Here is a 25,452-nt window from a genome sequence, read left to right on the forward strand (position 1 = left end):
CGGGGCGTCGTGGGGTCGGCCGACGCCGGTCGGTGCCGACCTCGGCGGGCCTGCGGGCTCCGGCCGGACGGGACCTGACGGCGGGCACCGGGCACGGGGCTCCGGCGGGGTGGACGCACTGCGCGGCGCCGATCCGCTCGCCGAGGCCGGCGCGCCCGGCGGCCCCGCCGGGAGGCGTCAGCGCAGGACGCCCTCGATGAAGTCGCTGCCCAGCCGGGCCACCGCGGACAGGTCCAGCTGGTGCTGGACGTACCGGCCGCGGCGGCAGTCGGTGATCAGGCCCGCCTTCTTCAGCACCGCGAGATGCCGGGATATCTCGGGAGCCGACATGCCGTGCGCGTCGGCCAGTTCGCCCGTGGTGTGCGGGGCACGCGCGAGATGCCGGCACAGCCGCATCCGCACCGGGTGGGCCAGCGCCTCCAGGCGGCGCGTGAGCTGCTCGACGGACGGCGCCTGCGGGCGCGTGCCGCTCGCGGGGTAGGTGATCGAGGGCTGCCAGCCGAAACGGTGCAGCACCAGGACGTGCGGCCAGCCGAGGCTGGTCGGGACCAGGACCAGGTCGCCGTCGCCCGTGGCGGTGTGGCCCACCGAGAGCTTGTCGACCGTGATCAGCGCGGCCTCCTCGTCCAGCGAGATGGCCTCGGACAGGGACGCGACGGCTTCGCCGAGCCCCTTGCGGCGCAGCAACTCGGTCCTGTGCCGGGCGTCGGCGGCGAGCTGGGGCTGGACGCGGGCCCAGGTGTCGGCGAAGAAGGCCTCGTCGCAGTCGAGCATCAGCTGCCGGAACCACGCCCGGACGAGCGGCGGGTCCTCCAGCAGCCGGCGCGCGAACTGCTCCTGTACGGCCCCGCGCGCGGCGGCCAGCTCCAGGGCGCGGCGGCGCAGCTCCGGGTCGTCCAGCAGGGCCGGCTCCTGGACGTCGTACTGCAGCCGGCAGGTGAACTCCAGGGCGGCGTCGACGAACTGCTCGTCCGTCAGCTTGTCCAGGAGGTCCAGGTCCTCGGCGAGGGTGGCGCCGGGCACCGTGCTTCGGCCGGGGATGCCGCCGAAGGGGGCGAACACGTCCGAGAACGTCGTACGCCACAGGAAGTCGGCCTCGCAGAGCCGGTCGGCCAGGCGGGGGGCCAGCCGGGACGAGACGGCGGTCGCCCAGCCCTGGAGGTCGGGGTGGTGGCCGGGCTCGCTGAGCGCGTGCAGTGCCATCCCGAGCTCCGCCAGCGGGGAGGGCACGATCCGGACCCGCTCCGGCGGCAGTCCGGTGATGTCGATCGTCACGCTCATGCACCCATCGTGCACCGGCCCACTGACAGTGGCCCCGTGGATTGACGGCAGTCGTCAATCCACGGGACATCCGCACCGGGCTCGACCAGGCTGGAAGCACCGGGGCAGCCGCGGAGCCCGATCACCCACAGACGAGCCATGTCCCGACCATCCCGTGAAGGCGATCCGCCATGAGCATCACCCAGCAGTACCTCCTCGACATCCACCGTGCGCGCGCGCTCGGCGAGCCCGAGCCGCCCGCGCCGGGCCGCCACGACCTTCAGGCCGTGCGCGAACTGCGCGAGTACCGGCGCTTCAGCGCGGTCGTCGCCGAGCGCCCGGCACGCGGGCGGGTACGGTACGCCCTGCGCCGCTGGCTGCGTCCTCGCGCACTGTGATCACGGCGCGGGCAGGCGCGTCACGAAGCCGGCGACGGCCGCACGCACGTCGTCCGCCGTCCACTCCAGGCCTGCGCGCCGACCGTGACCTCCGTCCACGCCAGGTCCGGTCCACCGTGGTCCCAGGCCCGCGCGAACAGCAGGACCGAGGTCTCCTCCGCCTGCCGCACCGCGGCCTCGGCCAGTACCTCGGGGGCGTACGGCAGCCAGAGCCGGAACTCGTGGGTGTGCGGCACCGCGGGGTGCACGCGGGCCCACGGCACGCCGGCCTCGGCGAACCCCTCGCGCAGCGCGGCGGCCACCACGCGCGCGTGCCGCACATAGCCGGGCAGCCGGGGCAGTTCCGTGTCGAGTCCCGCGAGGGCCGACAGCACGGTCGGGAACTGCTGGAAGACCATGCCGCCGTACCGGTGCCGCCAGGTCTTCGCCTCCTCGATCAGCGTCCTCGGGCCGGCCAGAGCGGCGCCGCCGAAGCCACCGAGGGACTTGTAGAACGACAGGTAGACGGTGTCGGCGAGGGCGGCGATCTCCTGCAGGGAGCGCCCGAAGTGCTCCGTGCACTCCCACAGGCGCGCGCCGTCGAAGTGCACCACCGCATCGCGCTCCCGCGCGGCCTCGACGACCTCGGTCAGCTCCTCCCAGGCGGGCAGGACGTAACCGGCGTCCCTGAGGGGCAGTTCCAGCATCAGCGCGCCGAAGGGCTCGTCGAAGTCGCGTATCTCAGTGGCCGTGGGCAGCCGTGGCTCGCTGGTCACCCGCACCGGGCGCAAGCCGCTGACCTGGCTGAACGCATTCCGTTCATGCACCTCGGGATGGGCGAGGCCGTGCAGGGCGACCGTGGGGTTTCCGGTGCGGGCCGCCCAGCAGCGCAGGGCCACCTGCTGGGCCATCGTGCCGGTCGGGAAGAACGCGACGGCCTCCGTGCCGAGCAGCGCGGCGACCCTGTCCTCCAGGGTGCCCACGATCCGGTCGCCGTACATGTCGGCCCGCTCGTCGAGGTCATGGACCTCGGGTGCCGTCCGGACCAGCCGGTCAAGGCGCTCCCGGATCGTGCCCTCGAACGGGGCGCGGTGGAGCACGCGCCGTGCCGTTCGGGACGCGGCCACCCGCCGCTCGTACCGCGCCCGCCTCGGATCCTGCTCAGCCGTATCGGTCATGACGGCGATCATGCCGCGCCGAGGACACGCCCGGCACCGGGATTTCCGCCCCGTCGGAGCCCTCGCGGCGGCGTGGCAAAACCCACAGCCTGTGGACGACCGGCCGCTGCCGAACCGGATAGCGTTAACATGACGAGAAATCGTCCGGTACAGCGTCCGGTACCCAGAGCGGACTGGAACGGGAAGGCCGCCGTCGCGTGAGTACAGTCCATCAGCCAGACCTCAAGGACCGCCCCGCGCGGCTCACCGTCGGCGTCGTCGGCGCCGGCCGCGTGGGCCCCGCGCTGGCCGCGTGCCTCAAGCTCGCCGGGCACCGCCCGGTGGCCGTCTCCGCGGTCTCCGACGCCTCCCGCAGGCGCGCCGAGACCATGCTCCCGGGCGTGCCACTGGTGCCGCCCGCCGAGGTCCTCCAGCGCGCCGACCTGGTGCTGCTGACCGTCCCCGACGACGCCCTGCCCGGCCTGGTCGCCGGCCTCGCCGAGACCGGAGCCGTACGGCCGGGCCAGCTGCTCGTGCACACCTCGGGCCGGTACGGCGCCGGGGTCCTCGACCCCGCCCTGCGCGCGGGCGCGCTGCCGCTGGCGCTGCACCCGGCGATGACGTTCACCGGCACCCCGGTGGACGTCCAGCGGCTGGCCGGCTGCTCCTTCGGCGTCACCGCGCCCGAGGAGCTGCGGCTGGCCGCGGAGGCCCTGGTCATCGAGATGGGCGGCGAGCCCGAGTGGATCAGCGAGGAGAACCGCCCGCTCTACCACGCGGCCCTCGCCCTGGGCGCCAACCACCTGGTCACCCTGGTCGCACAGTCCATGGAACTACTGCGCACGGCCGGTGTGACGGCGCCCGACCGGATGCTGGGCCCGCTGCTCGGCGCCGCCCTCGACAACGCACTGCGCTCCGGCGACCTGGCGCTTACCGGGCCTGTCGCGCGCGGGGACGCCGGCACGGTCGCCGCGCACGTCACCGAGTTGCGCAAGCACGCCCCGCAGACCGTCGCGGGCTACCTCGCGATGGCCCGCGCCACCGCCGACCGGGCCCTCGCCCACGGCCTGCTGAAGCCGGAACTCGCCGAGGACCTGCTCGGCGTGCTGGCCGACGGATCCAACGGCACCAACGGCAACAACGGCACCAAGGGGAACGCCTGATGACCACCGTCCTGCTGAGCACCGCCGACGAGCTGCACGCACGCGTGCGTCGTGGCCGACGTGCCGTCGTCATGACGATGGGCGCTCTGCACGAGGGCCACGCGACCCTGATCCGCAGTGCGCGGGAGCTGGCGGGCCCCGACGGCGAGGTCGTCGTCACCGTCTTCGTCAACCCTCTCCAGTTCGGCGCGGGCGAGGACCTCGACCGCTATCCGCGCACCCTCGAAGCCGACCTGAAGATCGCCGAACAGGCAGGCGCGGACGCGGTGTTCGCGCCCTCCGCGGACGAGGTCTACCCCGGCGGCGCCCCCCAGGTACGCGTCACCGCCGGCCCGATGGGCGAGCGGCTGGAGGGTGCCTCGCGGCCGGGCCACTTCGACGGCATGCTCACCGTCGTCGCCAAGCTGCTGCACCTCACCCGCCCCGACGCCGCCCTGTTCGGGCAGAAGGACGCCCAGCAGCTGGCCCTGATCCGGCGCATGGTGCGGGACCTGAACTTCGGCGTCGAGATCGTCGCCGTACCGACGGTGCGCGAGGCGGACGGGCTCGCCCTGTCCAGCCGCAACCGCTACCTCTCCCCGGAGGAGCGCGGTACGGCGCTCGCGCTGTCCCGCGCGCTGTTCGCCGGCCGCGACCGGCACGCCGCGCAGGAGGCGCTGCGCGCGCGTGCCCGCGAAGTGCCCTCCACGCACGCGCGTGCCGAGGCGCTCAGCGCCATAGGGGAGTCGCGCGCGGCGGCCGACGCGCACGCCGTCGCCACCGCCGCGCCCGGCGGTCCGGCCGCGGTCCGCGCGGCGGCCCACCAGATCATGGACGAGGCCGCGCGCTTCGTGCCGCCGCTCCGGCTGGACTACCTCGCCCTGGTCGACCCCGCCGACTTCACCGAGATCGGCGACGACTTCACCGGCGAGGCCGTCCTCGCCGTCGCCGCCCGGGTCGGCACCACCCGGCTGATCGACAACCTCCCCCTCACCTTCGGAACCCTCGGAGCCGCCTCGTGACCAGCACAGGCACCAGTACAGGCAGCAACACGGGCATACGTCTGCACGCGCCCGCCCCCGGGTGGAGCATCCCCGCGGACGTGGTCGTCGTCGGGTCCGGCGTGGCCGGCCTGACCGCGGCCCTGCGCTGCGAGGCCGCCGGGCTCACGACGGTCGTCGTCACCAAGGCCCGCCTGGACGACGGCTCCACGCGCTGGGCGCAGGGCGGCATCGCCGCCGCCCTCGGCGAGGGCGACACACCCGAGCAGCACCTCGACGACACCCTGGTGGCCGGCGCGGGCCTGTGCGACGAGGAGGCCGTCCGCATCCTCGTCACCGAGGGCCCCGGCGCCGTACGCCGGCTCATCGACACCGGAGCCCACTTCGACGAGTCCTCCGAGGGCGGACTGGCGCTCACGCGCGAGGGCGGCCACCACCGGCGCCGTATCGCGCACGCGGGCGGCGACGCGACCGGCGCCGAGGTCTCCCGGGCCCTGGTGGAGGCGGTACGCGCGCGGGGGCTGCGCACGATCGAGAACGCCCTCGTGCTGGACCTGCTGACCGACGCCGAGGGCCGTACGGCCGGCGTCACGCTGCACGTGATGGGCGAGGGCCAGCACGACGGCGTGGGCGCCGTGCACGCCCCCGCGGTGGTCCTCGCGACCGGCGGCATGGGCCAGGTGTACTCGTCGACCACCAACCCGTCCGTGTCCACCGGCGACGGCGTGGCCCTGGCGCTGCGCGCGGGCGCCGAGGTCTCCGACCTGGAGTTCGTCCAGTTCCACCCGACCGTGCTGTTCATCGGCGCGGACGCCGAGGGACAGATGCCGCTGGTCTCGGAGGCGGTGCGCGGCGAGGGCGCCCACCTGGTCGACGGCGACGGCGTGCGCTTCATGGTGGGCCAGCACGAACTGGCCGAGCTGGCGCCCCGGGACATCGTCGCCAAGGGCATCATGCGGCGGATGCAGGAGCAGGACGCCGAGCACATGTACCTCGACGCCCGGCACTTCGGCGCCGACATGTGGGAGCACCGCTTCCCGACCATCCTGGCCGCCTGCCGCGCCAACGGCATCGACCCGATAACCGAGCCCGTCCCGATCGCCCCGGCCGCCCACTACGCCTCCGGGGGCGTGCGCACCGACGCGCGGGGCCGGACGACGGTGCCGGGCCTGTACGCGTGCGGCGAGGTCGCCTGCACCGGTGTGCACGGTGCGAACCGGCTCGCGTCCAACTCCCTGCTCGAAGGCCTCGTCTACGCCGAGAGCATCGCCGCCGACATCGCCGCCGCGCGGGCGGAGAACGGCCTCCACGCGCGCGTGCCCGCACCGGTGCCGCACCCCGAGACGCCCGCGCACCCGCTGCTCGCCCCCGAGTCCCGCTTCGCCATTCAGCGGATCATGACCGAGGGCGCGGGCGTGCTGCGCTCGGAGCAGTCCCTCGCGCGGGCCGCCGAACAGCTCCAGGGGCTGCACGCGCAGGCCCGCGACGCGCTCCAGGAGCACGGCAAGACCGCCGAGCCCGGTGTCGACACCTGGGAGGCGACCAACCTCCTGTGCGTCGCCCGTGTCCTGGTCGCCGCCGCCCGGTTGCGCGAGGAGACCCGCGGCTGCCACTGGCGCGAGGACCGCGCCGAGCGCGACGACACCGACTGGCGGCGCCACATCGTCGTACGGCTGAGCCCCGACCGGTCCCTGGCCGTACGCACCACCGACACCGCAGACTTCCCCCCGACCCGGTAACACCAGCGAACCCAGCGCCCCAGGAGCAGTGACAGACGTGAGCACCGACGACCTTCCCCTCGCCTCCGCCGGCGGCTGCGGCGACGACTGCGCCTGCGGCGCCGAGGGCGACCACGAATACCTGGAGTGCGGGCTCGACCCCGCGCTCGCCGAGCTGCTGGCCGCCGCCGGGCTCGACCCCATCGAGGTCGAGGACGTCGCCAACGTCGCCATCCAGGAGGACCTGGACGGCGGCGTGGACGTGACGACCGTCGCGACCATCCCCGAGGAGGCCACCGCCACGGGCGACTTCACCGCGCGCGAGACGGGCGTCGTGGCGGGCCTCCGGGTCGCCGAGGCCGTGCTGTCCGTGGTCTGCACGGACGAGTTCGAGGTCGAGCGGTACGTCGAGGACGGCGACCGGGTCGAGGCCGGGCAGAAGCTGCTGTCGGTCACCTCGCGCACGCGTGACCTGCTCACCGCCGAGCGCAGCGCGCTGAACATCCTGTGCCGCCTGTCCGGCATCGCGACCGCCACGCGCGCGTGGGCGGACGCGCTGGAGGGCACGAAGACCAAGGTCCGCGACACCCGCAAGACGACCCCCGGCCTGCGCTCGCTGGAGAAGTTCGCGGTCCGCTGCGGCGGCGGCGTCAACCACCGCATGTCGCTGTCCGACGCGGCCCTGGTGAAGGACAACCACGTGGTCGCCGCCGGCGGCGTCGCACAGGCCTTCAAGGCCGTACGGGAGTCCTTCCCGGACGTGCCGATCGAGGTCGAGGTCGACACGCTGCACCAGCTGCGCGAGGTGGTCGAGGCGGGCGCCGACCTGATCCTCCTGGACAACTTCACGCCCGGCGAGTGCGCGGAGGCCGTCGGCATCGTCGGCGGCCGGGCCCTGCTGGAGGCCTCCGGGCGGCTGACGCTCGGCACCGCGCGCGCGTACGCCGACACCGGTGTGGACTTCCTGGCGGTCGGCGCGCTCACCCACTCCTCGCCGATCCTCGACATCGGCCTGGACCTGCGCGAGGCGGAGTAACGCCCATGCTGCTCACGATCGACGTCGGCAACACGCACACCGTCCTCGGCCTGTTCGACGGCGAGGACGTCGTCGAGCACTGGCGCATCTCCACGGACGCGCGCCGCACGGCGGACGAGCTGGCGGTGCTGCTCCAGGGTCTGATGGGCATGCACCCCCTGCTCGGCGAGGAGCTGGGCGACGGCATCGACGGCATCGCCATCTGCGCGACCGTCCCGTCGGTGCTGCACGAGCTGCGCGAGGTCACCCGCAGGTACTACGGCGACGTGCCCGCGGTGCTGGTCGAACCGGGCGTGAAGACGGGTGTGCCGATCCTCACCGACAACCCCAAGGAGGTCGGCGCGGACCGGATCATCAACGCGGTCGCGGCCGTGGAGCTGTACGGCGGTCCGGCGATCGTCGTCGACTTCGGCACGGCGACCACGTTCGACGCGGTCTCCGCGCGCGGGGAGTACGTCGGCGGTGTCATCGCCCCCGGCATCGAGATCTCCGTGGAGGCGCTCGGCGTCAAGGGCGCGCAGCTGCGGAAGATCGAGGTGGCCCGGCCGCGCAGCGTGATCGGCAAGAACACCGTCGAGGCCATGCAGGCGGGCATCGTGTACGGCTTCGCCGGGCAGGTCGACGGGGTGGTCGAACGGATGGCCCGGGAGCTTGCCGACGACCCGGACGACGTGACCGTGATCGCCACGGGCGGGCTTGCGCCGATGGTGCTGGGGGAGTCCTCGGCGATCGACGAGCACCAGCCGTGGCTGACACTGATCGGGCTGCGCCTGGTGTACGAGCGGAACGTGTCGCGCATGTGAGACGACCGGCGCCCGCTTCGCGAGGCGCCGGTTTTCGCGTTCCCCGCGCGCGGGTGTCGCGCGGATACTGTGCGCGGGCGCGTGTCCCGTACCCGGTCGAGGGAACTCGTGGCCCCGGTCGGGGGAAACCGGGAGCGACACGCGGCGACACAGCATTTCGGTCCGTCACTTTTGTCCGATTAGCGGTAGCGTCGCCGCATGCCCACGCCATACGGATCCCGCGGCGGCATGGCGTTCGGCGTGGAGGAGCTGCGTGTGCTCCGTCGCGCCCTCGCCCTCGCCCTTCACCCCGGTCAAGCCTCTGCCGGGGACGTCCAGGACTGTTTCCGGCTCGCCGAGTCGCTCGACGAGGCGATGTGCGAGGGGGCGAGACTGCGCGCGTTCCTGGTGGCCGACCTCGGCCGGTACCGGGCCGCGTTGCCGGGCACCGCCGCCGGATATCTCACCCTCCTGGAGGAGGCGCTGGGTGCCGGGCACCGGCCGACGCCGGACGACCTTTCCGCGCTGCGGGCGCTGCGTGGCAGTCCCGTCGCGGCCGCGCTGCTGGACCGTTGCCGGACACTGGCCGAGCAGGACGTACGAGCCCGGTTCGCACAGGGCGCCCGGACGGTGCCCGCTCCCGCCGTACCGCCCTCGCGGACGCGCCTGATGGCCCTTCCCGGCGGCGCGGGCGAGTCCGTGGTCCAGGAGGCCGGGGAGCCGGCGAAACCGGCGGAGAAGCCCGCACAGAAGCCCGGACCGGCCCCCGCGGAGCGTCCCGCCCCGCAGCCGGCGCCCCCGAAGCGCCCCATTCCGACGCCGGGCGAGGTCTTCCCGCGCCGCAAGCCGGTGCCGCCGGCGGAGGGCACCGGGTCCCGCCAGCTCGCCGCAGGCTGACCCGCCCGCCCCGGCCGGGGTGTCCGTGCAGGTCGGGGGGCCGACCGGGTGGTTCGCGCCCCCCGCACCTTTCGCCCGTTCCCGCGTGGCTACTCTGGGGGCATGGACTACGTCTCCGCGCTCGTGCCCCCGGTCGTGATGGCCGTGTTCTTCATCGGTCTGGTCAGGGTGATCGTGAAGACCCAGGGCGGGGCCGCCAAGGCCAAGGAGGACGCGGCCGTCGACGCCGCCCTCGCGCGCGCGGAGAGCGCGCGCCAGGCCTCGGCCGGCGGCGACGCCTGATCCACCCCGGCTACGGCTCCCGCATCCCGCACGGTGCGGGCTCGGGCCGTACGCCCTTTTTGTTCGCGTTCGCAGGATTAGTGCACGTCCGGCACGCCATTGTCCGGATCTCCCACTATTGTTCTGAGTTGTGCCTCGCCCATTGGGAGAACTCGAAGACGCGGTCATGACGCGGGTGTGGAAGTGGAACCGCCCGGTGACGGTTCGAGAAGTCCTGGAAGACCTCCAGCAGGAACGCTCGATCGCGTACACCACCGTGATGACCGTTTTGGACAATCTCCATCAGAAGGGCTGGGTCCGCCGGGAGGCGGAAGGGCGGGCCTATCGATATGAGGCCGTCTCGACACGAGCCGCCTACGCCGCCGCGCTGATGAACGACGCGTGGTCGCAGAGCGACAACCCGGCGGCCGCTCTCGTCGCCTTCTTCGGGATGATGAGCGAGGAACAGCGGCACGCCCTCCGCGACGCGGTACGCATCGTCCAGGGACCGGATACCCCGGAAGCTTCCGCAGCCCCAGAAGCTCCCGAACCCCGGCAACAGGAACCCGCGCGACAGGAACCCGCCGAACCCCGCCAAGAGGAGAACCCCGGCTCGGCAGAGGGCGCCGCCGGGCGATAGCGTCCGCTCATGTCAGCCGAGCGCCCCGAAGTCTCCGCAAAAGACATCACCGTCCGCCGGGCGCGGACCAGCGATGTCCCGGCCGTACGCCGCCTCCTCGACGCCTACGTGCGTGACCGCATCCTGCTCGACAAAGCAACCGTCACGCTTTACGAGGACATCCAGGAGTTCTGGGTCGCGGAACGCGACGACAACGCCGAGGTGGTCGGTTGCGGTGCGCTGCACGTCATGTGGGAGGACCTCGCGGAAGTCCGCACTCTCGCGGTGAAGCCGGGTCTCAAGGGTGCCGGCGTCGGCCATCAGTTGCTGGAGAAGCTGGTCGAGACCGCACGTCGGCTCGGCGTTCGCCGCGTTTTCTGCCTCACCTTCGAAGTGGACTTCTTCGCGAAGCACGGCTTCGTGGAGATCGGTGAGACGCCCGTCGACGCCGATGTCTACGCGGAGCTGTTGCGTTCCTATGACGAGGGCGTCGCCGAGTTCCTCGGTCTCGAACGGGTGAAACCGAACACCTTGGGCAACAGCCGGATGCTTCTGCATCTGTGATCGTCATTGCCGGAGTGCCCTATGTCCGAAACGCGCATGTTTCCGGGTGTAGGTGGTCCACCAGTGCTCTCCCGGGGGTTTGTGTTTTTCCGGCAAAAGCGGTTTGCTTTCCGGCGTAGTGCAGTACTGCATATAACAGGGGCGGCGAAACGGCGGACGCCGCACACCCCTGGTCCTCAACGTTATCGATGAAAGGAAATCCGGTGGCACAGAAGGTTCAGGTCCTTCTTGTCGACGACCTCGACGGCGGCGAGGCGGACGAGACCGTGACGTTCGCGCTGGACGGCAAGACGTACGAGATCGATCTCACGACCACCAATGCGGACAAGCTGCGTGGGCTTCTCGAGCCGTATGTGAAGGGCGGCCGTCGTACCGGAGGCCGTGCCTCCGGTGGACGCGGAAAGGCACGCGTCGCTTCCGGTGGCAACCAGGACACCGCGGCGATCCGCGCCTGGGCGAAGGAGAACGGTTACGAGGTCAATGACCGCGGCCGTGTTCCGGGGAACATCCGCGAGGCCTACGAGAAGGCCAACGGCTGATCCCGCTGCACGGCGGGCGACGGCCCGGCGCACGCGCGCCGCAGCCGGACGCGGTGACACTCCGCTGCCACCGTGTCCACCAGTCGCACGAGATCGGGGGCGCTCCCCTCGCGTCCCACGGCCGACAGCGCCGGCAGCGAGGCCTCGGCCCCGCCTCCCGGCCTGGGGGGCCGCAGCCACACGGCGGCCCCCCGTACGGAGCCGACAGCCGGACCGGCCGTCGGCGGCCCGGTATCCGGCACACCGGCATCCGGCAGCGATGACATCGGCACCTCCGGCGCACCGCCGGTCCCCGGCGGATTCGGTGCGTCCATCGCACCGCCCGCGCCCAGGGCCCGCAGGTCGAGGACGACGGCGCTCCACTCCAGCCAGTCCAGCAGCCCCGGCAGTTCCTCCGCGCCGCCCGCGGCCACCAGCAGCTGCATCCGGTCGCCGCGCAGCGCCACCGGAGAGCCCGGCACGAGATGCCGGAGCGCCCGCGCGCCTGCCGCCGCCGGCATGTCCAGGACGTCGAACCGCACCCCGGTGAGCAGTCGCAGCGGTCGTCCGGGCACGGTCGCCCACCCCAGATCGTTCTCGTACCAGTGGCGGGTTCGCGCCTCCGGGCCGGCCGCCGCGGCACAGAGCCCCGGTTCCGGGGCAGGAGGGTCGACGAGGCCGTCGCCCGGGTCGAGGGGCCGGCGGGGAAAGGGGACGGTGTGGACAGGGTGAGTCATACGGTGCTCCCGGGCCGGACCAGCCATGCCAGGTGCAACCGGTCGAGCGACCCGATGGTTACGCTGCGTACTCGACTGATTGCGGACGGTTCCGGAAAAGGGGGCGTGTGGGGGTCCGGGGAAGCGCGAGGTTGTTCGCCCATAGCGGAGGGAACGGGGCCGTACGGCATGGAGTGTCCGTGCCCGCGGGTAAGACATCCCTAGTGGGAGGGGGCGACACGCAGGACGGCCCGTCTCACGTTCGCCATCGGCGTACTGGCGATGAGGGTAACTGCCTGGCCTGCGGGAACATCGTCTCGCACCATCAGGTTGGGACAGATGTCGGCGTTCGGGGTCAGGAGGCCAAGGACGGTGTCGGCAGTTGGAATGAGCGGTCCCCGCTTGCGGGACTAAGCTGCGGAAGGACAGGGAGGGGAAGTTCCCCCCACTGCCTGACCGCTCTGAGGAGCGATTAACGATGTTCGAGAGGTTCACCGACCGCGCGCGGCGGGTTGTCGTCCTGGCTCAGGAAGAAGCCCGGATGCTCAACCACAACTACATCGGCACCGAGCACATCCTCCTGGGTCTCATCCACGAGGGCGAAGGTGTCGCCGCTAAGGCCCTGGAGAGCCTCGGCATTTCGCTTGAGGCGGTCCGCCAGCAGGTGGAGGAGATCATCGGCCAGGGCCAGCAGGCCCCGTCCGGGCACATCCCCTTCACTCCCCGTGCCAAGAAGGTCCTGGAGCTGTCGCTCCGCGAGGCTCTTCAGCTGGGCCACAACTACATCGGCACGGAGCACATCCTGCTCGGCCTGATCCGTGAGGGCGAGGGCGTCGCCGCCCAGGTCCTGGTCAAGCTGGGCGCTGATCTCAACCGTGTCCGCCAGCAGGTCATCCAGCTGCTGTCGGGCTACCAGGGCAAGGAGACCGCCACCGCCGGCGGCCCGGCCGAGGGCACCCCCTCGACCTCCCTCGTCCTGGACCAGTTCGGCCGGAACCTCACCCAGGCCGCTCGTGAGTCCAAGCTCGACCCGGTCATCGGGCGCGAGAAGGAGATCGAGCGGGTCATGCAGGTGCTGTCCCGCCGTACGAAGAACAACCCGGTCCTGATCGGTGAGCCCGGCGTCGGCAAGACCGCCGTCGTCGAGGGCCTCGCCCAGGCCATCGTCAAGGGCGAGGTGCCCGAGACGCTCAAGGACAAGCACCTCTACACGCTGGACCTCGGCGCCCTGGTCGCCGGCTCCCGCTACCGCGGTGACTTCGAAGAGCGCCTGAAGAAGGTGCTCAAGGAGATCCGCACCCGCGGCGACATCATCCTGTTCATCGACGAGCTGCACACGCTGGTCGGTGCGGGTGCCGCCGAGGGCGCGATCGACGCCGCGAGCATCCTGAAGCCGATGCTGGCCCGCGGTGAGCTGCAGACCATCGGTGCGACCACGCTGGACGAGTACCGCAAGCACCTGGAGAAGGACGCGGCCCTGGAGCGCCGCTTCCAGCCCATCCAGGTCGCCGAGCCGTCCCTGCCGCACACGATCGAGATCCTCAAGGGCCTGCGCGACCGCTACGAGGCCCACCACCGCGTCTCCATCACGGACGAGGCCCTGGTCCAGGCGGCCACCCTGGCCGACCGGTACATCTCGGACCGCTTCCTGCCGGACAAGGCGATCGACCTGATCGACGAGGCCGGATCGCGGATGCGCATCCGCCGGATGACCGCTCCGCCGGACCTGCGCGAGTTCGACGAGAAGATCGCCGCCGTCCGCCGGGACAAGGAGTCCGCGATCGACTCGCAGGACTTCGAGAAGGCCGCCTCTCTCCGCGACAAGGAGAAGCAGCTGCTGGCCGCCAAGGCCAAGCGCGAGAAGGAGTGGAAGGCCGGCGACATGGACGTCGTCGCCGAGGTCGACGGCGAGCTGATCGCCGAGGTCCTCGCGACCGCCACCGGCATCCCGGTCTTCAAGCTGACCGAGGAGGAGTCCTCCCGCCTGCTGCGCATGGAGGACGAGCTCCACAAGCGGGTCATCGGCCAGGTCGACGCCGTCAAGGCGTTGTCGAAGGCGATCCGTCGTACGCGTGCGGGCCTCAAGGACCCGAAGCGTCCCGGTGGTTCGTTCATCTTCGCCGGCCCGTCCGGTGTCGGTAAGACCGAACTGTCCAAGGCGCTCGCCGAGTTCCTCTTCGGTGACGAGGACGCGCTGATCTCCCTCGACATGTCGGAGTTCAGCGAGAAGCACACGGTCTCGCGCCTCTTCGGTTCGCCCCCCGGCTACGTGGGCTACGAAGAGGGCGGCCAGCTCACCGAGAAGGTGCGCCGCAAGCCGTTCTCCGTCGTCCTGTTCGACGAGGTCGAGAAGGCCCACCCGGACATCTTCAACTCGCTGCTGCAGATCCTGGAGGACGGTCGTCTGACCGACTCCCAGGGCCGGGTCGTGGACTTCAAGAACACGGTCATCATCATGACGACCAACCTCGGCACCCGGGACATCTCCAAGGGCTTCAACCTGGGCTTCGCGGCCTCGGGTGACACGAAGACCAACTACGAGCGCATGAAGAACAAGGTCCAGGACGAGCTGAAGCAGCACTTCCGGCCCGAGTTCCTCAACCGCGTCGACGACGTGGTCGTCTTCCCGCAGCTGACGCAGGAGGACATCCTGCGGATCGTCGACCTGATGATCAGCAAGGTGGACGAGCGCCTGAAGGACCGGGACATGGGCATCGAGCTCTCCCAGTCCGCCAAGGAACTGCTGTCCAAGAAGGGTTACGACCCGGTGCTGGGCGCGCGTCCGCTGCGTCGCACGATCCAGCGCGAGGTCGAGGACACGCTCTCGGAGAAGATCCTCTTCGGCGAGCTGCGCCCCGGTCACATCGTGGTCGTGGACACCGAGGGCGAGGGCGACGCCCAGACCTTCACCTTCCGCGGTGAGGAGAAGTCGTCGCTGCCCGACGTCCCGCCGATCGAGCAGGCGGCCGGCGGTGCCGGGCCGAACCTGAGCAAGGAGGCGTAAGCCTCCGGCGGATCAGCCGAGTCGAAGGGGCCGGTGCCTTTGGGCACCGGCCCCTTCACCGCGTCCGGGGCTCAAGCACCGGCGGTGGTCAGGACAACTGGCCGTTGTAGTCGGGGAGCTTGAACGTCTTCTCGGCGTGGCCGCCGGAGAGGTCGGTCGCGCTGTTGCCGATGTTCGCGATGATCGTGTAGCCCTTGTTCTCGATGTCGACGCGCTGGGCCGTCTTGTAGGCGGCGACGTCCTTGAAGAGGTCGAACAGGCCGCGGACGTAGAGGCCCGAGACGTCGTAGCCGTCGTACTTCAGGTTCCACTCGGTGGGCTCTTCGATGATGCCCGGGCGGGCCGTGACGAAGAAGAGCGAGACGCCGTGCTCCTGGGCGTACTTCGCGACGTTCAGCACGGGCTTGTTGGCCGGCTGGGGGTAGCTGAAGCCGTAGTCGGTCTCCAGCGTGGTGTTGTCGATGTCGAAGACGATCGCCTGCTTCTCGCCCGGCTTGGCGGCGGCGATGCGCTCCTTCAGGTACGGCAGGGCCTGGTCCATCACCGTCTGGCAGTCCTTCTGCCAGGTCGCGTAGTCCACCTTCGTGGCCGTCGCGGTGGCGGTGGTGCCGGCCGCCGCGCTGCTCGTGGTCGCGGCCTGGGCCGGGGCGCCCAGAGCGGTCAGGGCGGCCACGGAGACGGCGGTGGCGGAGATACGGCGAGCCCAGGGGCCTGTGGTCATCGGTGGGGGTCCTCTCACACGGACGGTCCTGAATGTCAGGGGCATGATCTGAGGTGAGGGTGGCGTGAGGGGAACCGTAGGGTTACTGAACGGTAGGTGGCTGGAGGTGTGCGTCACATTCACGTGATCGCCGACAGGGAACCCGGTGACAAGCCGCACAGGCGATATGACCGCTACTAGCCCGGGTAGTGGAGTCGACCGGTCGGGTAAAGGGCCGACAAAGAGAGCGTCATGTCGGGAGCTCGTGGGTAAAGAACGGCGGTCGCGGGGCGGTGGCGTCTACTACCGGGCATCGTAGGACGGGCGTTTTGGGGTGGGCGGGGTGCTGGGCTACCAAGGAGTGGCCGCCCGGAGGAACGTCCGTTCGCCGGGTGGCGGTTCTGTTCCCGAGTCCACGAGGTTTCGATGTTCCAGCGCGTCACGTCCCGTTCTTCCCGTACGTCCCCGCTCCCTTCCCGTACGTCCCCGCTCCGCGCCCGGGTGGCCGTGCTGGCCGCCGCGGTGGGGGGCCTGGCCGTCGTGGGGACCGGGGCGGCGAGCGCGGCCGCGCCGTCGGCCGCCTGGGTCGACCCGGTGAAGAAGTACACGCTGTCGGCCCGCTTCATGCAGGCCGGCGGCATGTGGCAGGCCAAGCACAGCGGTCTGGACTTCGCCGTGCCGACCGGCACCGCCGTCGTCGCCGCACACGGCGGCACCGTCGTCAAGGCCGGTCCGAACGGCGCCGGCGACGGCCCCGCGTACGGCAACGCCGTCGTGATCAGGCACGGCAACGGCGCGTACTCGCAGTACGCGCACCTGTCCCGGATCGACGTCAAGGCGGGCCACGTCGTCACGACCGGCCAGCGCATCGCACTGTCCGGCTCCACCGGCAACTCCACCGGTCCGCACCTGCACTTCGAGATCCGTACGACCCCGAACTACGGTTCCGCCGTCGACCCGGCCGCCCGCCTGCGCGGCAAGGGCGTCACCTTCTGAGCGGCGTCGCCCTGTGAACCGGGGGGTGCCGTTCGGATCATGCCGGCATCGCGGGGTCCGGCACGCCCTCCCCCGGAGGGGGCGCCCCCGGCGGGACCCCCATGACCCCGCTCGGGTCGGCCGACAGGCGCCGTTCCGCACGGCCCGGCCTGATCCGAACGACACCTCCTAGGTGCGCCGGCAGGTGTGCTCGTGTGCCTGGGTGATCAGGTCCAGGGAGACCGCGAGGGTGGCCGCACGCTTTTTCTCCACGTCTCCCTCCAGGTCCTGCATCGCGAACATCCCGGCGTGCAGCGTGAACATCGCGCTGACGGAGCGCACCTGGTCGACGAGGTCGGCGCCGGGGTCGATGAGGATGTCCCGCAGGCCCCGCATCCGGTCCTTGAAGATGTCGCCGATGCGCAGTTCCCGCACCGTCGCCTGGTTCTCCTGCATGAAGCGGAACAGGGGCTCGGCCCCGGCGAGGGCCGCGCTGTAGCGCCGGATGATCTCCCGCTTCGTATCGAGCGTGGAGGGCTGCCCCCGGCCCCACTCGATCAGTTCGGCCATCGGCTTCGTCAGGTCCTCGAAGAGGCTGACGATGATCTCTTCCTTCGTCTTGAAGTGGTAGTACAGGGCTGCCTTCGTGACGTCGAGACGCTCGGCGATCTCGCGCAGCGAGGTCTTCTCGTACCCCTGCTCCGCGAAGAGTTCGAGCGCCACGTCCTGGATGCGCTGGCGGGTGTTGCCGCGGCGCTGCTGTTTCGTGCCGTCCATCGTGCCGCCCATCCTCGTACTCCTTGCGCTCCCAGGAAACTTACTTGACGCCCGGCTAGTGACAGGTCTACCTTCCCCAGTGTAGTCAACTAGCCGGGCGGCAAGTAAGTAGAAGCCGCAGGGGGAATGGAAAGAAAGATGGCGGACACAGTAGAAAGCGCCGACGCGGGCCAGCTGCCCGCGAGTGAGGGCAAACAGCCCAAGAGTGTGCGGGTCGTGCTGCTCGCGCTGATGATCGCGATGATGCTCGCGATGCTCGACAACATGATCGTGGGTACGGCGATGCCGACGATCGTGGGTGAACTGGGCGGCCTGGAGCACCTGTCCTGGGTGGTCACCGGCTACACCCTGGCCACCGCGGCCTCGACCCCGATCTGGGGCAAGCTCGGCGACATGTACGGGCGCAAGGGGTCCTTCCTCAGCTCGATCGTGATCTTCCTGGTCGGCTCCGCCCTCAGCGGCATGGCCCAGAACATGGGGCAGCTGATCGGCTTCCGTGCCGTACAGGGCCTCGGCGCCGGCGGTCTGATGGTCGGCGTCATGGCGATCATCGGCGACCTGATCCCGCCGCGCGAGCGCGGCAAGTACCAGGGCATGATGGCCGGAGTCATGGCGCTGGCGATGATCGGCGGCCCGCTGGTCGGCGGCACCATCACCGACAACTGGGGCTGGCGCTGGGCCTTCTACATCAACCTGCCGCTCGGCGCCGTCGCGCTCGCGCTGGTCAGCGCCGTGCTGCACCTGCCGAAGAAGCGGGCCAAGGCGGGCATCGACTACCTCGGTGTCATCCTGCTGACCGTCGGCATCACCTCGATCGTGCTGGTCACCACCTGGGGCGGCAGCGAGTACGCCTGGACCTCCGCGCGGATCATGGAGCTGATCGCCATCGGCGTGGCCGCGCTGGTCGGGTTCGGGTACTGGCAGCTCAGGGCCGCCGATCCGGTGCTGCCGCTGCACATCTTCACCAACCGCAACTTCACGCTGATGTCCGTCATCGGCTTCATCACCGGCTTCGTGATGTTCGGCGCGACGCTGTACCTGCCGCTGTACCAGCAGTCGGTGCAGGGCGCGTCCGCGACCAACTCCGGTCTGCTGCTCCTGCCGATGCTCGGCGCGATGCTGGTGACCTCGATGGTCGCGGGCCGGGTCACCACCAACAGCGGCCGCTACAAGGCCTTCCCGATCGTCGGCGGTGTCCTGATGGCCGTCGGTCTGTACCTGCTGTCCACCATGGACACCGGTACGACCCGGCTGACCTCAGGCATTTACATGGCCGTCCTCGGTCTCGGCATGGGCTGCCTGATGCAGATCACCATGCTGGTCGCGCAGAACAGCGTGGAGATGAAGGACATGGGCGTCGCGTCCTCGTCCACCACCCTGTTCCGTACGCTCGGCTCGTCCTTCGGTGTCGCCATCATGGGTGCGCTGTTCAACGACCGGGTCAAGCACGTCATGGCCGAGCGGGCCGGTACGGCCGGCAAGCACATGACCGAGAAGAGCGCGGCGCTGGACGCCAAGAGCCTCGGCAAGCTGCCGCCGGTGATCCGGGAGGCCTACCAGCACGCCGTCTCCGCCGGTACGCACTCGGCGTTCGCGCTGGGCGCGGCGATCGCGGTCCTCGTGCTGGTCGCGGCGGTGTTCGTGAAGGAGGTCCCGCTGCGGGGCACCGGCGCCAAGCCGTCGCCGGAGGGCGAGGACGCTGCCCCGCCGGTGATGGTCGAGGCCGTCTGACCTCCCTCTGAACGGAAGACCCCGGTCGGTGTCCGCCCCGGGGTCTTCTTTCTTTTCCGTTTCCTTTCTTGGTCCCTTTTCGGTTCAGCGGCCCGTCGCGAGGGTCGCGCCGCCGGTCGCCTCCAGGACCACACCGGTCACGAAGCCGTTGGTGGCCAGCAGGTACAGGGCGCGGGCGATGTCCTCGGGGCGGCCGACGCGGCCCGCCGGGGTGATCGCGGCGAAGCCGTCGAAGACCGCCCGGCGCTGCTCGGCGGGCAGGGAGTCCCACCAGGGCGTGTCGACGACGCCCGGCGAGACCGCGTTGACCCTGAGCGGTGCCAGCTCCACGGCGAGCGGCGGGACGAGGGCCTCCAGGGCGCCGTTGATCGCGGCGAGGCCCGCGGTGCCGGGCAGGGCGGCGCGGGCGGAGGCGGCGGTCACCAGGGTCACCGAGCCGTCGCGCCGCAGGGCGGGCAGCGCGGCCTGGAGCGCTTGGACGTGCGGCCAGAACTTGCCGTCGAAGCCGGCCGCCAGCTCGGCCAGGTCCAGTTCGGCGAAGGGGCCGCCGCCCTTGCTGCCGCTGAGCGCGAGGACCAGGTGGTCGACGGTGCCCGAGGCGGCGAAGAAGGCGTCCAGCGCGGCGCGGTCGGTGGCGTCCAGCCGGTACGCCGAGACCTTGCCGCCGATCCGGTCCGCCGCGGCGTCGAGGCGGGCCTGGTCGCGGCCGGTGATGACCACCTCCGCGCCGTCCGCCGCGAAGGCCGCGGCCGTGGCCTCGCCGATGCCGGAGCTCGCGCCCATGACGACGACGCGCTGTCCGGCGAGCGGCTGCACAGGGCTGTTCGGAGTGCTCATGACTGGCTCTCTCCCGAGGTCCATTAAGTTCCGGCCCTTTGCCGAGACTATCGGTCTCGTCAAAGTGTTACCGAGACCGATAGTCTCGTCAAGGGGGTACGGGGGCGGCCGGAGTCGGAGAGGATGAGCCCGTGCACGACAGCAATGAACCCCGCCCGCACACCGGACGGCGCCGTAACGAGGCCGCGCGGCGGGCGATCCTCGATGCCGCCCTGGAACTGCTCGCCGACGCCGACGGGGCGCCGGTGAGCGTGGAGACCATCGCGCGAGCGGCCGGGGTGGGCAAGCAGACCCTCTACCGCTGGTGGCCGTCGAAGGGCGCCGTCCTGCTGGACGCGCTCACCGACCGTGCCGCCCAGGACGTGCCCGCGCCGGACACCGGGAGCCTGCGCGAGGATCTGCGCGCGCTGGCCGTCGCCACCTTCGAGGCGTCCGTCCGCAGGCCCGCCGGACCGGCCCTGCGGACCCTCGTCCAGGAGGCGGCGCGGGACGCGCATCTGGCCGAACTGATGCGGACGTTCACGCGGGCGCGACGGGACGCCGTGCGTGCCGTGCTCGAACGGGGGCGGGAGCGGGGGGAGTTGGGCGCCGACCGGGACGTCGATCTGCTGGTGGACCAGTTCTACGGGTTCTTCTGGTACCGGTTCCTGCTGGGGCACGCGCCGCTGGACGCGGACACCGCGGTGCGGTTCGCCGACGCGCTGCTCCGCTGAGCGGCGTCCGCGCCGAGCGCCGTGAGGGGCGCCCGGCGCCGCGTCAGCCGCTGCCGGGCAGCATCGGATAGCTCCCCGTCGCCGTCGGCGCGTGCTCCGGCAGCCACAGCACCGCCACCGCGCCCTCCGCCGGGATGTGCGGCGGGGAGCCGGCGGGGCGGATGTTGCGGAAGGTCAGACGGGCGCCGAGGACGCGGGCCTGGCCGGCCGCGATCGTGAGGCCCAGGCCGTGGCCCTGGCCGGCACGGTCCTTGCTGCCCGTGCGGAACCGGCTCGGGCCCTCCGCGAGGAGTTCCTCGGGGAAGCCGGGGCCGTGGTCCCTTATGCGGATGACGCGGCCCTCGACGGTCACCTCGACCGGCGGGCGGCCGTGCCGGGCGGCGTTGGCGAGGAGGTTGAACAGGACCCGCTCCAGGCGGCGCGGGTCGGTGGTGACCTCCGACTCGTGCACCACCTGTACGGCGATGTCCGGGTTCTTGGCCGCCACGCGCCGGGTGACGAACTCGCCGAGCATGATGTCCTGGAGCTCCGCCCGCTCCGACGCGCCGTCGAGACGGGCCACCTCCAGCACGTCCTCGACCAGCGTGCGCATCGCCTTCGCCCGGTCCAGGACGAGTTCCGTGGGCCGGCCGGGAGGGAGCAGTTCGGCGGCCGTGAGCAGGCCCGTCACCGGGGTGCGCAGCTCGTGCGCGATGTCGGCGGTGACGCGCCGCTCGGCCTCCAGCCGCTGGCGCAGCGCGTCCGCCATGGCGTCCACCGCGCGCGCGAGGTCGTCGGTCTCGTCCCGTACGACCCCGCCGATGGCCTCGCGCACCCGCACGTCGGTCTCGCCCTTGGCGACCATGTTCGCGGCCGCCGCCGCCTTGCGCAGCCGTCGGGATAGCTGGCCGCCGATCAGCACGCCGAGCGCGCTGCCGCCGAGGACGACCGAGACCGAACCGATGATCAGGGCCTGGTCGAGATCGTTCAGCATCTCGGCCGAGGGATCCGGCAGATGGCTGTGGTACGACAGCACGTGCCCGTCCTTGACCGGCACGGCCGCCCAGATGTCCGCCCGCCCGGCGTGGTCGGAGACGTCGCTGACCATCCGGCCCTCTTCGAGCTTCTCGCGCAGGGCGTCCGGCAGGTCGGGGTCGTCGAGCTTGATGTTGGGGAAGTTGGGCCGGCGGTTCAGCTCGTAGTTGCGCTGGGCGATCTGGACGCGGTCGTTGGCCAGCTGACGCGCGTTGTCCAGCATCGAGACCCGGGCCGCGTTGTGCACGACCAGGCTCAGCACGATCGCCACGAGCCCGGCCACCAGGGCGATGGCCGCGCTGAGCTTCCATCTGAGCCCGGTGCGCAGGTCCATGCGCTCCATGCGCAGCATCGGCCGCCTGAGGAACCCCCACATGTGTGCCCCGCTCAGGCCTTCAGCTTGTAGCCGAAGCCGCGGACCGTCTCGATCCGGTCCTGGCCGATCTTCTGGCGCAGCCGCTGCACGTGCACGTCGACGACCCGGGTGTCCCCGCCCCAGCCGTAGTCCCACACGCGCTCCAGCAGCTTGTCACGGGAGAGCACCGTGCCCGGCGCGGAGGAGAACTCCAGCAGCAGGCGCATCTCGGTCGGGGTGAGCGCGACCGGCTGCCCGGCCCGGCGCACCTCCATGCCCTCGGTGTCGATCTCCAGGTCGCCGAAGCTGAGCACGCCGCCGCTCACCTCGTCGGTGGGCTGCTCGCCCTGTGTGCCCCCGCCCGCGTGCCCGAAGCGGCGCAGCACCGCCCGGATCCGGGCGACCAGGACGGCGCCGTCGAACGGCTTGGTCACATAGTCGTCGGCGCCCGCCTCCAGGCCGAGGACGACGTCGATGGAGTCGGCGCGCGCGGACAGCATGATCACCGGCACGGTCGACTCGTCGCGGATGCGGCGGCACAGGCTGACGCCGTCCAGACCCGGGACCATGACGTCGAGCAGCGCGATGTCGGGACGGTCGGCCCGGAACGCCTCCAGGCCGGACAGGCCGTCGGGCATCGCGGTGACCGCGAAGCCGTCGCGTTCCAGAGCGAGCTGGGTGGCCTCGCGGATGACGTCGTCGTCCTCGACGAACAGGACGTGGGTCTGGTCTGCCATCCCGGTGCTCTCAGTCCTCGTGCTCGGTCGGTGGTCGTGGGCGGTCGGTGGTCGGTCAGCTGTCGGGTGCGGTCGTCGTCTCGGCGCCCGCTCCGGTCTTGCCGTAGTCGGTGTGCACCGGTGGCCGGCCGACGAAGCGGCCTCCGGTCCAGTCGTAGGTGATCACATCCTCGCCGGACGGGCTGGAGATCGGATCGCCCTTCTTGTAGACCTGCTTGGTGACGGTCAGCAGGCCCTGGTCGACCTCCGCGTAGACCGGCGATTCCTCGGTCTTGAAGACATTCTTGTACGTCCCGCCCTCGTCGCGGTACACATACGACCCGATGCCGACCGCGTCGGCGCAGGTCAGCACGTTGACGACGACGTCGTCCACCGAGCCGCCGGTGAGCTGGCCGTAGGTGACGTCGACCGGGTACTCCTCGCCGCTGCACGGCTTCAGCTCGCTCTTGACCGTCGTGGAGACCGTGGGGTCGTCCTTGACCAGGGTCACCGCGTCCACCCGCTTGTACGCGCCGGACGGGCTCGCCGACGGCGAGGCGACGGCCCCCGCCACCGCCGAGGCATGTGCCGGCCCCTCGTCCCGGGCGCCCGTACCCCCCGTGCCGCACGCGGCGACCAAAAGGGTGAGGGCGGCGAGCACGGCCCCCACCGTGATCACCGCCTGTGTACTGCCTGGGGCCCGGTCGGACCCGGCCCGTGTCAGGCCGCGCAACGCTCCCGCTCCTCACGCTCCAGCGCGCGTGCGTCCAGATCGCGGGCCTCCAGCTCCTCGCGGAGCCGGGCGAGCGCCCGGTGCAGCGTGCTCTTGACCGTACCGGCCGACATGCCGAGGGCGGCGGCCGTCTCCTCCGTGGACATCTGCTCCCAGTGTCGCAGTACCACAACACTGCGCTGTTTCGGCGCGAGCACCTTCATGACATCCATCAGCAGGGCCCGGTCGGCGTGCTGCTCGGTGGAGTCGTCCACGGACGCGTCCGGCAGCTGCTCGGTCGGGACCTCCTCCAGCTTGCGCGCCCGCCACCACTCGGTCCGGGTGTTGATCATGACACGGCGCAGATAGGCGTCGGCGAGCCGCTTGTCGGCGATGCCCTCCCAGCGGCCGTACGTGCGCACCAGCGCCGTCTGGAGCAGGTCCTGTGCGTCGACAGGGTCCGGAACCAGCCGACGCGCGCTGCGCAGCAGCGCGTCCTGCCGGGTGCGGACGTACTCCTCGAATTCGAGCACCTCGCCCTGCGCCATGATCAACCGCCTCCGTTCCCCGTTCACTCCGGCTCGCGCCTGAAGTCCTGCTCCTGCGTTCCCCGTGTCCCGGTGGTCTGCCGGGCACAGAAACGAAGTTAGGCAGTGGTTGTCACGGCGCTGTGCGAGCCAGCCTTCGGCTAGCAGTCGGCTATCCGTCGGTTGTGTAACGGAGGGGGGTGAGGGGTAAGAGGGGTGGTCGTTATGTCCCTTTATTCGGCGCTTTGTCGGGTTAGGTGCTCTGTAACGAAGAGGCGGTCGCTGTGAGGTGACTGTCCATCAGCTGAGCGGCAGCCGGTACAGCCCGCCGGGCAGCGGCTCCACCAGACCGTCCGTGACGAGCCCGTCGAGCGCGCGGGCCCGCTGCACCGGCTCGTGCCACACCCGGTCCAGCGTCGCCTGCGGCACCGGCGCGTGCGCCTCGCGCAGGACCGCCAGCAGCTTGCCGCGCACCTGACGGTCCGTCCCCGCGTACGTCTGCCCGCGCCGCGGCGGCCCCGCGTGCTCCGGCTTGCCCGCCAGCCGCCATGCGCACTGCGCCGCGATCGGGCAGCGCGCGCACCCCTCGTTCTTCGCCGTGCACACCAGCGCGCCCAGCTCCATGGAGGCGGCGGCCCAGCGTGCGGCCGTCCCCTCGTCCTTCGGCAGCAGCTCGCGCGCGAGCCTGCGCTCGGCGGCCGTCGTCGCGTTCGGCGGGTACTGCACCCCCGTCACCGCGCGCGCGAAGACCCGGCGCACGTTCGTGTCCAGCACCGCGTGCCGCTGCCCGTACGCGAAGGAGGCGACGGCCGCGGCCGTGTACTCGCCGATCCCGGGCAGGGCCAGCAGCTGTGCGTGATCCGTGGGTACGTCCCCGCCGTGCCGCTCCGTTATGGCCACCGCGGCGCCGTGCAGCCGCAGGGCCCGGCGCGGATAGCCGAGCCGGCCCCAGGCGCGCACCGCCTCGCCCGGCGCCTCCTTGGCCAGGTCGGCCGGGCGCGGCCAGCGGGCCAGCCACTCCTCGTAGACGGGCAGCACCCGGCTGACCGGGGTCTGCTGGAGCATGAACTCGCTGACCATCACACCCCACGGACCCGCCTGCGGGCGGCGCCAGGGGAGGTCGCGGGCATGGGTGTCGAACCAGGCGATCACGGGGGTGTGGAGCTTCTCAGTCATGGCCTTCCGATCCTGCCACGCCTGGGCGGGCAGGGTGGGTGACGGCACGATCACCGAGCGTACCGAAAGCTGAAGAACCCTGGCTGTCACGGCAGTTACCGGGATGATGATCCGGAAAAGTTGGTATCGGCGCGGCGGGGTGCCTCTATGTCTTTCGTCAAGCGAGG

25 protein-coding genes and 1 pseudogene are annotated in these 25,452 nt (G+C 71.4%); 15 read left to right on the forward strand and 11 right to left on the reverse strand.

Going from position 1 to position 25,452, the window contains the following annotated elements:
• Window positions 1–177: 177 nt before the first annotated feature.
• The gene (locus BIV25_RS17620) at window positions 178–1,281 is read right to left on the reverse strand and encodes a DUF5937 family protein (protein ID WP_071373296.1); all 1,104 of its coding nucleotides are present in this window, start codon (window positions 1,279–1,281) and stop codon (window positions 178–180) included.
• A gap of 170 nt (window positions 1,282–1,451) precedes the next feature.
• Here BIV25_RS17620 and BIV25_RS17625 point away from each other — a divergent pair, with 170 nt between their 5' ends.
• The gene (locus BIV25_RS17625) at window positions 1,452–1,658 is read left to right on the forward strand and encodes a hypothetical protein (RefSeq protein ID WP_071373297.1); all 207 of its coding nucleotides are present in this window, start codon (window positions 1,452–1,454) and stop codon (window positions 1,656–1,658) included.
• Here BIV25_RS17625 and BIV25_RS17630 read toward each other — a convergent pair.
• A pseudogene (locus tag BIV25_RS17630) lies at window positions 1,659–2,815 on the reverse strand (low specificity L-threonine aldolase).
• Between the two features lie 197 nt (window positions 2,816–3,012).
• Between BIV25_RS17630 and BIV25_RS17635 the strand changes: the two are divergent.
• The 10 genes from BIV25_RS17635 to BIV25_RS17680 all read left to right on the forward strand — a co-directional run bounded on the left by BIV25_RS17635 (window position 3,013) and on the right by BIV25_RS17680 (window position 11,353).
• Window positions 3,013–3,957 (forward strand): Rossmann-like and DUF2520 domain-containing protein, encoded by a 945-nt coding sequence (locus tag BIV25_RS17635; RefSeq protein ID WP_071373298.1) that lies wholly within the window; start codon window positions 3,013–3,015, stop codon window positions 3,955–3,957.
• Complete coding sequence (gene panC, locus BIV25_RS17640) at window positions 3,957–4,958, forward strand: pantoate--beta-alanine ligase (protein WP_071373299.1); 1,002 nt, start codon at window positions 3,957–3,959, stop codon at window positions 4,956–4,958. Before BIV25_RS17635 ends, panC begins: the two co-directional genes overlap by 1 nt.
• Window positions 4,955–6,676, forward strand: a complete 1,722-nt coding sequence (locus BIV25_RS17645) for an L-aspartate oxidase (RefSeq protein ID WP_071373300.1) — start codon at window positions 4,955–4,957, stop codon at window positions 6,674–6,676. The genes panC and BIV25_RS17645 overlap by 4 nt, the downstream gene beginning before the upstream one ends.
• 37 nt (window positions 6,677–6,713) lie before the next feature.
• Window positions 6,714–7,691 carry a carboxylating nicotinate-nucleotide diphosphorylase gene (nadC, locus tag BIV25_RS17650; RefSeq protein ID WP_071373301.1) on the forward strand — a complete coding sequence of 326 codons (978 nt, stop codon included), beginning with the start codon at window positions 6,714–6,716 and terminating at the stop codon, window positions 7,689–7,691.
• Window positions 7,692–7,696: 5 nt separating this feature from the next.
• Window positions 7,697–8,494, forward strand: a complete 798-nt coding sequence (locus BIV25_RS17655; protein WP_071373302.1) for a type III pantothenate kinase — start codon at window positions 7,697–7,699, stop codon at window positions 8,492–8,494.
• Between the two features lie 228 nt (window positions 8,495–8,722).
• Window positions 8,723–9,370, forward strand: a complete 648-nt coding sequence (locus tag BIV25_RS17660) for a hypothetical protein (protein WP_071373303.1) — start codon at window positions 8,723–8,725, stop codon at window positions 9,368–9,370.
• A gap of 102 nt (window positions 9,371–9,472) precedes the next feature.
• Window positions 9,473–9,652 carry a hypothetical protein gene (locus tag BIV25_RS17665; RefSeq protein WP_071373304.1) on the forward strand — a complete coding sequence of 60 codons (180 nt, stop codon included), beginning with the start codon at window positions 9,473–9,475 and terminating at the stop codon, window positions 9,650–9,652.
• A 166-nt stretch (window positions 9,653–9,818) separates the two neighbouring features.
• Window positions 9,819–10,271, forward strand: coding sequence for a BlaI/MecI/CopY family transcriptional regulator (locus BIV25_RS17670; protein WP_071373305.1), 453 nt, complete (start codon window positions 9,819–9,821; stop codon window positions 10,269–10,271).
• Between the two features lie 9 nt (window positions 10,272–10,280).
• A complete protein-coding gene (locus BIV25_RS17675; RefSeq protein ID WP_071373306.1) occupies window positions 10,281–10,814 on the forward strand; it encodes an amino-acid N-acetyltransferase in 534 nt (177 codons plus the stop codon).
• Between the two features lie 203 nt (window positions 10,815–11,017).
• Window positions 11,018–11,353 carry an Lsr2 family protein gene (locus BIV25_RS17680; protein WP_071373307.1) on the forward strand — a complete coding sequence of 112 codons (336 nt, stop codon included), beginning with the start codon at window positions 11,018–11,020 and terminating at the stop codon, window positions 11,351–11,353.
• On the opposite strand, the gene BIV25_RS17685 is transcribed toward BIV25_RS17680, so the two are convergent.
• Window positions 11,332–12,069: an SCO3374 family protein gene (locus BIV25_RS17685; protein ID WP_177235320.1), complete on the reverse strand. Its 738-nt coding sequence runs from the start codon at window positions 12,067–12,069 to the stop codon at window positions 11,332–11,334. The genes BIV25_RS17680 and BIV25_RS17685 overlap by 22 nt on opposite strands.
• 457 nt (window positions 12,070–12,526) lie before the next feature.
• On the opposite strand from BIV25_RS17685, the gene BIV25_RS17690 reads away from it, so the two are divergent.
• Window positions 12,527–15,052 carry an ATP-dependent Clp protease ATP-binding subunit gene (locus BIV25_RS17690; protein ID WP_071373308.1) on the forward strand — a complete coding sequence of 842 codons (2,526 nt, stop codon included), beginning with the start codon at window positions 12,527–12,529 and terminating at the stop codon, window positions 15,050–15,052.
• Between the two features lie 88 nt (window positions 15,053–15,140).
• Here BIV25_RS17690 and BIV25_RS17695 read toward each other — a convergent pair whose 3' ends face one another.
• Window positions 15,141–15,773: an HAD family acid phosphatase gene (locus BIV25_RS17695; protein ID WP_071373309.1), complete on the reverse strand. Its 633-nt coding sequence runs from the start codon at window positions 15,771–15,773 to the stop codon at window positions 15,141–15,143.
• 405 nt (window positions 15,774–16,178) lie between these two features.
• Here BIV25_RS17695 and BIV25_RS17700 point away from each other — a divergent pair, with 405 nt between their 5' ends.
• Window positions 16,179–16,748 carry a M23 family metallopeptidase gene (locus BIV25_RS17700; protein ID WP_071373310.1) on the forward strand — a complete coding sequence of 190 codons (570 nt, stop codon included), beginning with the start codon at window positions 16,179–16,181 and terminating at the stop codon, window positions 16,746–16,748.
• A gap of 168 nt (window positions 16,749–16,916) precedes the next feature.
• Here BIV25_RS17700 and BIV25_RS17705 read toward each other — a convergent pair whose 3' ends face one another.
• A complete protein-coding gene (locus tag BIV25_RS17705; RefSeq protein WP_071373311.1) occupies window positions 16,917–17,516 on the reverse strand; it encodes a TetR/AcrR family transcriptional regulator in 600 nt (199 codons plus the stop codon).
• Window positions 17,517–17,642: 126 nt separating this feature from the next.
• On the opposite strand from BIV25_RS17705, the gene BIV25_RS17710 reads away from it, so the two are divergent.
• Window positions 17,643–19,235, forward strand: coding sequence for an MDR family MFS transporter (locus tag BIV25_RS17710; protein ID WP_071373312.1), 1,593 nt, complete (start codon window positions 17,643–17,645; stop codon window positions 19,233–19,235).
• Window positions 19,236–19,319: 84 nt separating this feature from the next.
• On the opposite strand, the gene BIV25_RS17715 is transcribed toward BIV25_RS17710, so the two are convergent.
• Window positions 19,320–20,072 (reverse strand): SDR family oxidoreductase, encoded by a 753-nt coding sequence (locus BIV25_RS17715; protein ID WP_071373313.1) that lies wholly within the window; start codon window positions 20,070–20,072, stop codon window positions 19,320–19,322.
• Window positions 20,073–20,203: 131 nt separating this feature from the next.
• On the opposite strand from BIV25_RS17715, the gene BIV25_RS17720 reads away from it, so the two are divergent.
• Window positions 20,204–20,785, forward strand: a complete 582-nt coding sequence (locus BIV25_RS17720; RefSeq protein ID WP_071373314.1) for a TetR/AcrR family transcriptional regulator — start codon at window positions 20,204–20,206, stop codon at window positions 20,783–20,785.
• Window positions 20,786–20,828: 43 nt separating this feature from the next.
• Here the strand turns inward: BIV25_RS17720 and cseC are convergent, their stop codons facing one another.
• From cseC to BIV25_RS17745, 5 genes are all read right to left on the reverse strand, one after another.
• A complete protein-coding gene (gene cseC, locus BIV25_RS17725) occupies window positions 20,829–22,175 on the reverse strand; it encodes a two-component system sensor histidine kinase CseC (RefSeq protein ID WP_071373315.1) in 1,347 nt (448 codons plus the stop codon).
• A gap of 11 nt (window positions 22,176–22,186) precedes the next feature.
• A complete protein-coding gene (gene cseB / locus BIV25_RS17730; RefSeq protein WP_071373316.1) occupies window positions 22,187–22,891 on the reverse strand; it encodes a two-component system response regulator CseB in 705 nt (234 codons plus the stop codon).
• A 55-nt stretch (window positions 22,892–22,946) separates the two neighbouring features.
• The gene (locus BIV25_RS17735) at window positions 22,947–23,603 is read right to left on the reverse strand and encodes a hypothetical protein (protein ID WP_256255892.1); all 657 of its coding nucleotides are present in this window, start codon (window positions 23,601–23,603) and stop codon (window positions 22,947–22,949) included.
• On the reverse strand, window positions 23,591–24,130 hold the full coding sequence (locus tag BIV25_RS17740; protein ID WP_030751823.1) for a SigE family RNA polymerase sigma factor: 540 nt from the start codon (window positions 24,128–24,130) through the stop codon (window positions 23,591–23,593). Before BIV25_RS17740 ends, BIV25_RS17735 begins: the two co-directional genes overlap by 13 nt.
• Window positions 24,131–24,409: 279 nt before the next feature.
• The gene (locus tag BIV25_RS17745) at window positions 24,410–25,285 is read right to left on the reverse strand and encodes an A/G-specific adenine glycosylase (RefSeq protein ID WP_071373332.1); all 876 of its coding nucleotides are present in this window, start codon (window positions 25,283–25,285) and stop codon (window positions 24,410–24,412) included.
• Between the last annotated feature and the right edge of the window lie 167 nt (window positions 25,286–25,452).

It is taken from the genome of Streptomyces sp. MUSC 14 (assembly GCF_001866675.1).
Taxonomy (GTDB): domain Bacteria; phylum Actinomycetota; class Actinomycetes; order Streptomycetales; family Streptomycetaceae; genus Streptomyces.

Excerpts from the sequence above, each read along its gene's own strand:
- BIV25_RS17620 (WP_071373296.1), bottom strand. The coding sequence starts at position 1,281 with ATGAGCGTGACGATCGACATCACCGGACTGCCGCCGGAGCGGGTCCGG.
- BIV25_RS17625 (WP_071373297.1), top strand. The coding sequence starts at position 1,452 with ATGAGCATCACCCAGCAGTACCTCCTCGACATCCACCGTGCGCGCGCG.
- panC (WP_071373299.1), top strand. The coding sequence starts at position 3,957 with ATGACCACCGTCCTGCTGAGCACCGCCGACGAGCTGCACGCACGCGTG.
- BIV25_RS17655 (WP_071373302.1), top strand. The coding sequence starts at position 7,697 with ATGCTGCTCACGATCGACGTCGGCAACACGCACACCGTCCTCGGCCTG.
- BIV25_RS17660 (WP_071373303.1), top strand. The coding sequence starts at position 8,723 with ATGGCGTTCGGCGTGGAGGAGCTGCGTGTGCTCCGTCGCGCCCTCGCC.
- BIV25_RS17665 (WP_071373304.1), top strand. The coding sequence starts at position 9,473 with ATGGACTACGTCTCCGCGCTCGTGCCCCCGGTCGTGATGGCCGTGTTC.
- BIV25_RS17670 (WP_071373305.1), top strand. The coding sequence starts at position 9,819 with ATGACGCGGGTGTGGAAGTGGAACCGCCCGGTGACGGTTCGAGAAGTC.
- BIV25_RS17675 (WP_071373306.1), top strand. The coding sequence starts at position 10,281 with ATGTCAGCCGAGCGCCCCGAAGTCTCCGCAAAAGACATCACCGTCCGC.
- BIV25_RS17685 (WP_177235320.1), bottom strand. The coding sequence starts at position 12,069 with ATGACTCACCCTGTCCACACCGTCCCCTTTCCCCGCCGGCCCCTCGAC.
- BIV25_RS17690 (WP_071373308.1), top strand. The coding sequence starts at position 12,527 with ATGTTCGAGAGGTTCACCGACCGCGCGCGGCGGGTTGTCGTCCTGGCT.
- BIV25_RS17695 (WP_071373309.1), bottom strand. The coding sequence starts at position 15,773 with ATGACCACAGGCCCCTGGGCTCGCCGTATCTCCGCCACCGCCGTCTCC.
- BIV25_RS17700 (WP_071373310.1), top strand. The coding sequence starts at position 16,179 with ATGTTCCAGCGCGTCACGTCCCGTTCTTCCCGTACGTCCCCGCTCCCT.
- BIV25_RS17705 (WP_071373311.1), bottom strand. The coding sequence starts at position 17,516 with ATGGGCGGCACGATGGACGGCACGAAACAGCAGCGCCGCGGCAACACC.
- BIV25_RS17710 (WP_071373312.1), top strand. The coding sequence starts at position 17,643 with ATGGCGGACACAGTAGAAAGCGCCGACGCGGGCCAGCTGCCCGCGAGT.
- BIV25_RS17715 (WP_071373313.1), bottom strand. The coding sequence starts at position 20,072 with ATGAGCACTCCGAACAGCCCTGTGCAGCCGCTCGCCGGACAGCGCGTC.
- cseC (WP_071373315.1), bottom strand. The coding sequence starts at position 22,175 with ATGTGGGGGTTCCTCAGGCGGCCGATGCTGCGCATGGAGCGCATGGAC.
- cseB (WP_071373316.1), bottom strand. The coding sequence starts at position 22,891 with ATGGCAGACCAGACCCACGTCCTGTTCGTCGAGGACGACGACGTCATC.
- BIV25_RS17740 (WP_030751823.1), bottom strand. The coding sequence starts at position 24,130 with ATGGCGCAGGGCGAGGTGCTCGAATTCGAGGAGTACGTCCGCACCCGG.
- BIV25_RS17745 (WP_071373332.1), bottom strand. The coding sequence starts at position 25,285 with ATGACTGAGAAGCTCCACACCCCCGTGATCGCCTGGTTCGACACCCAT.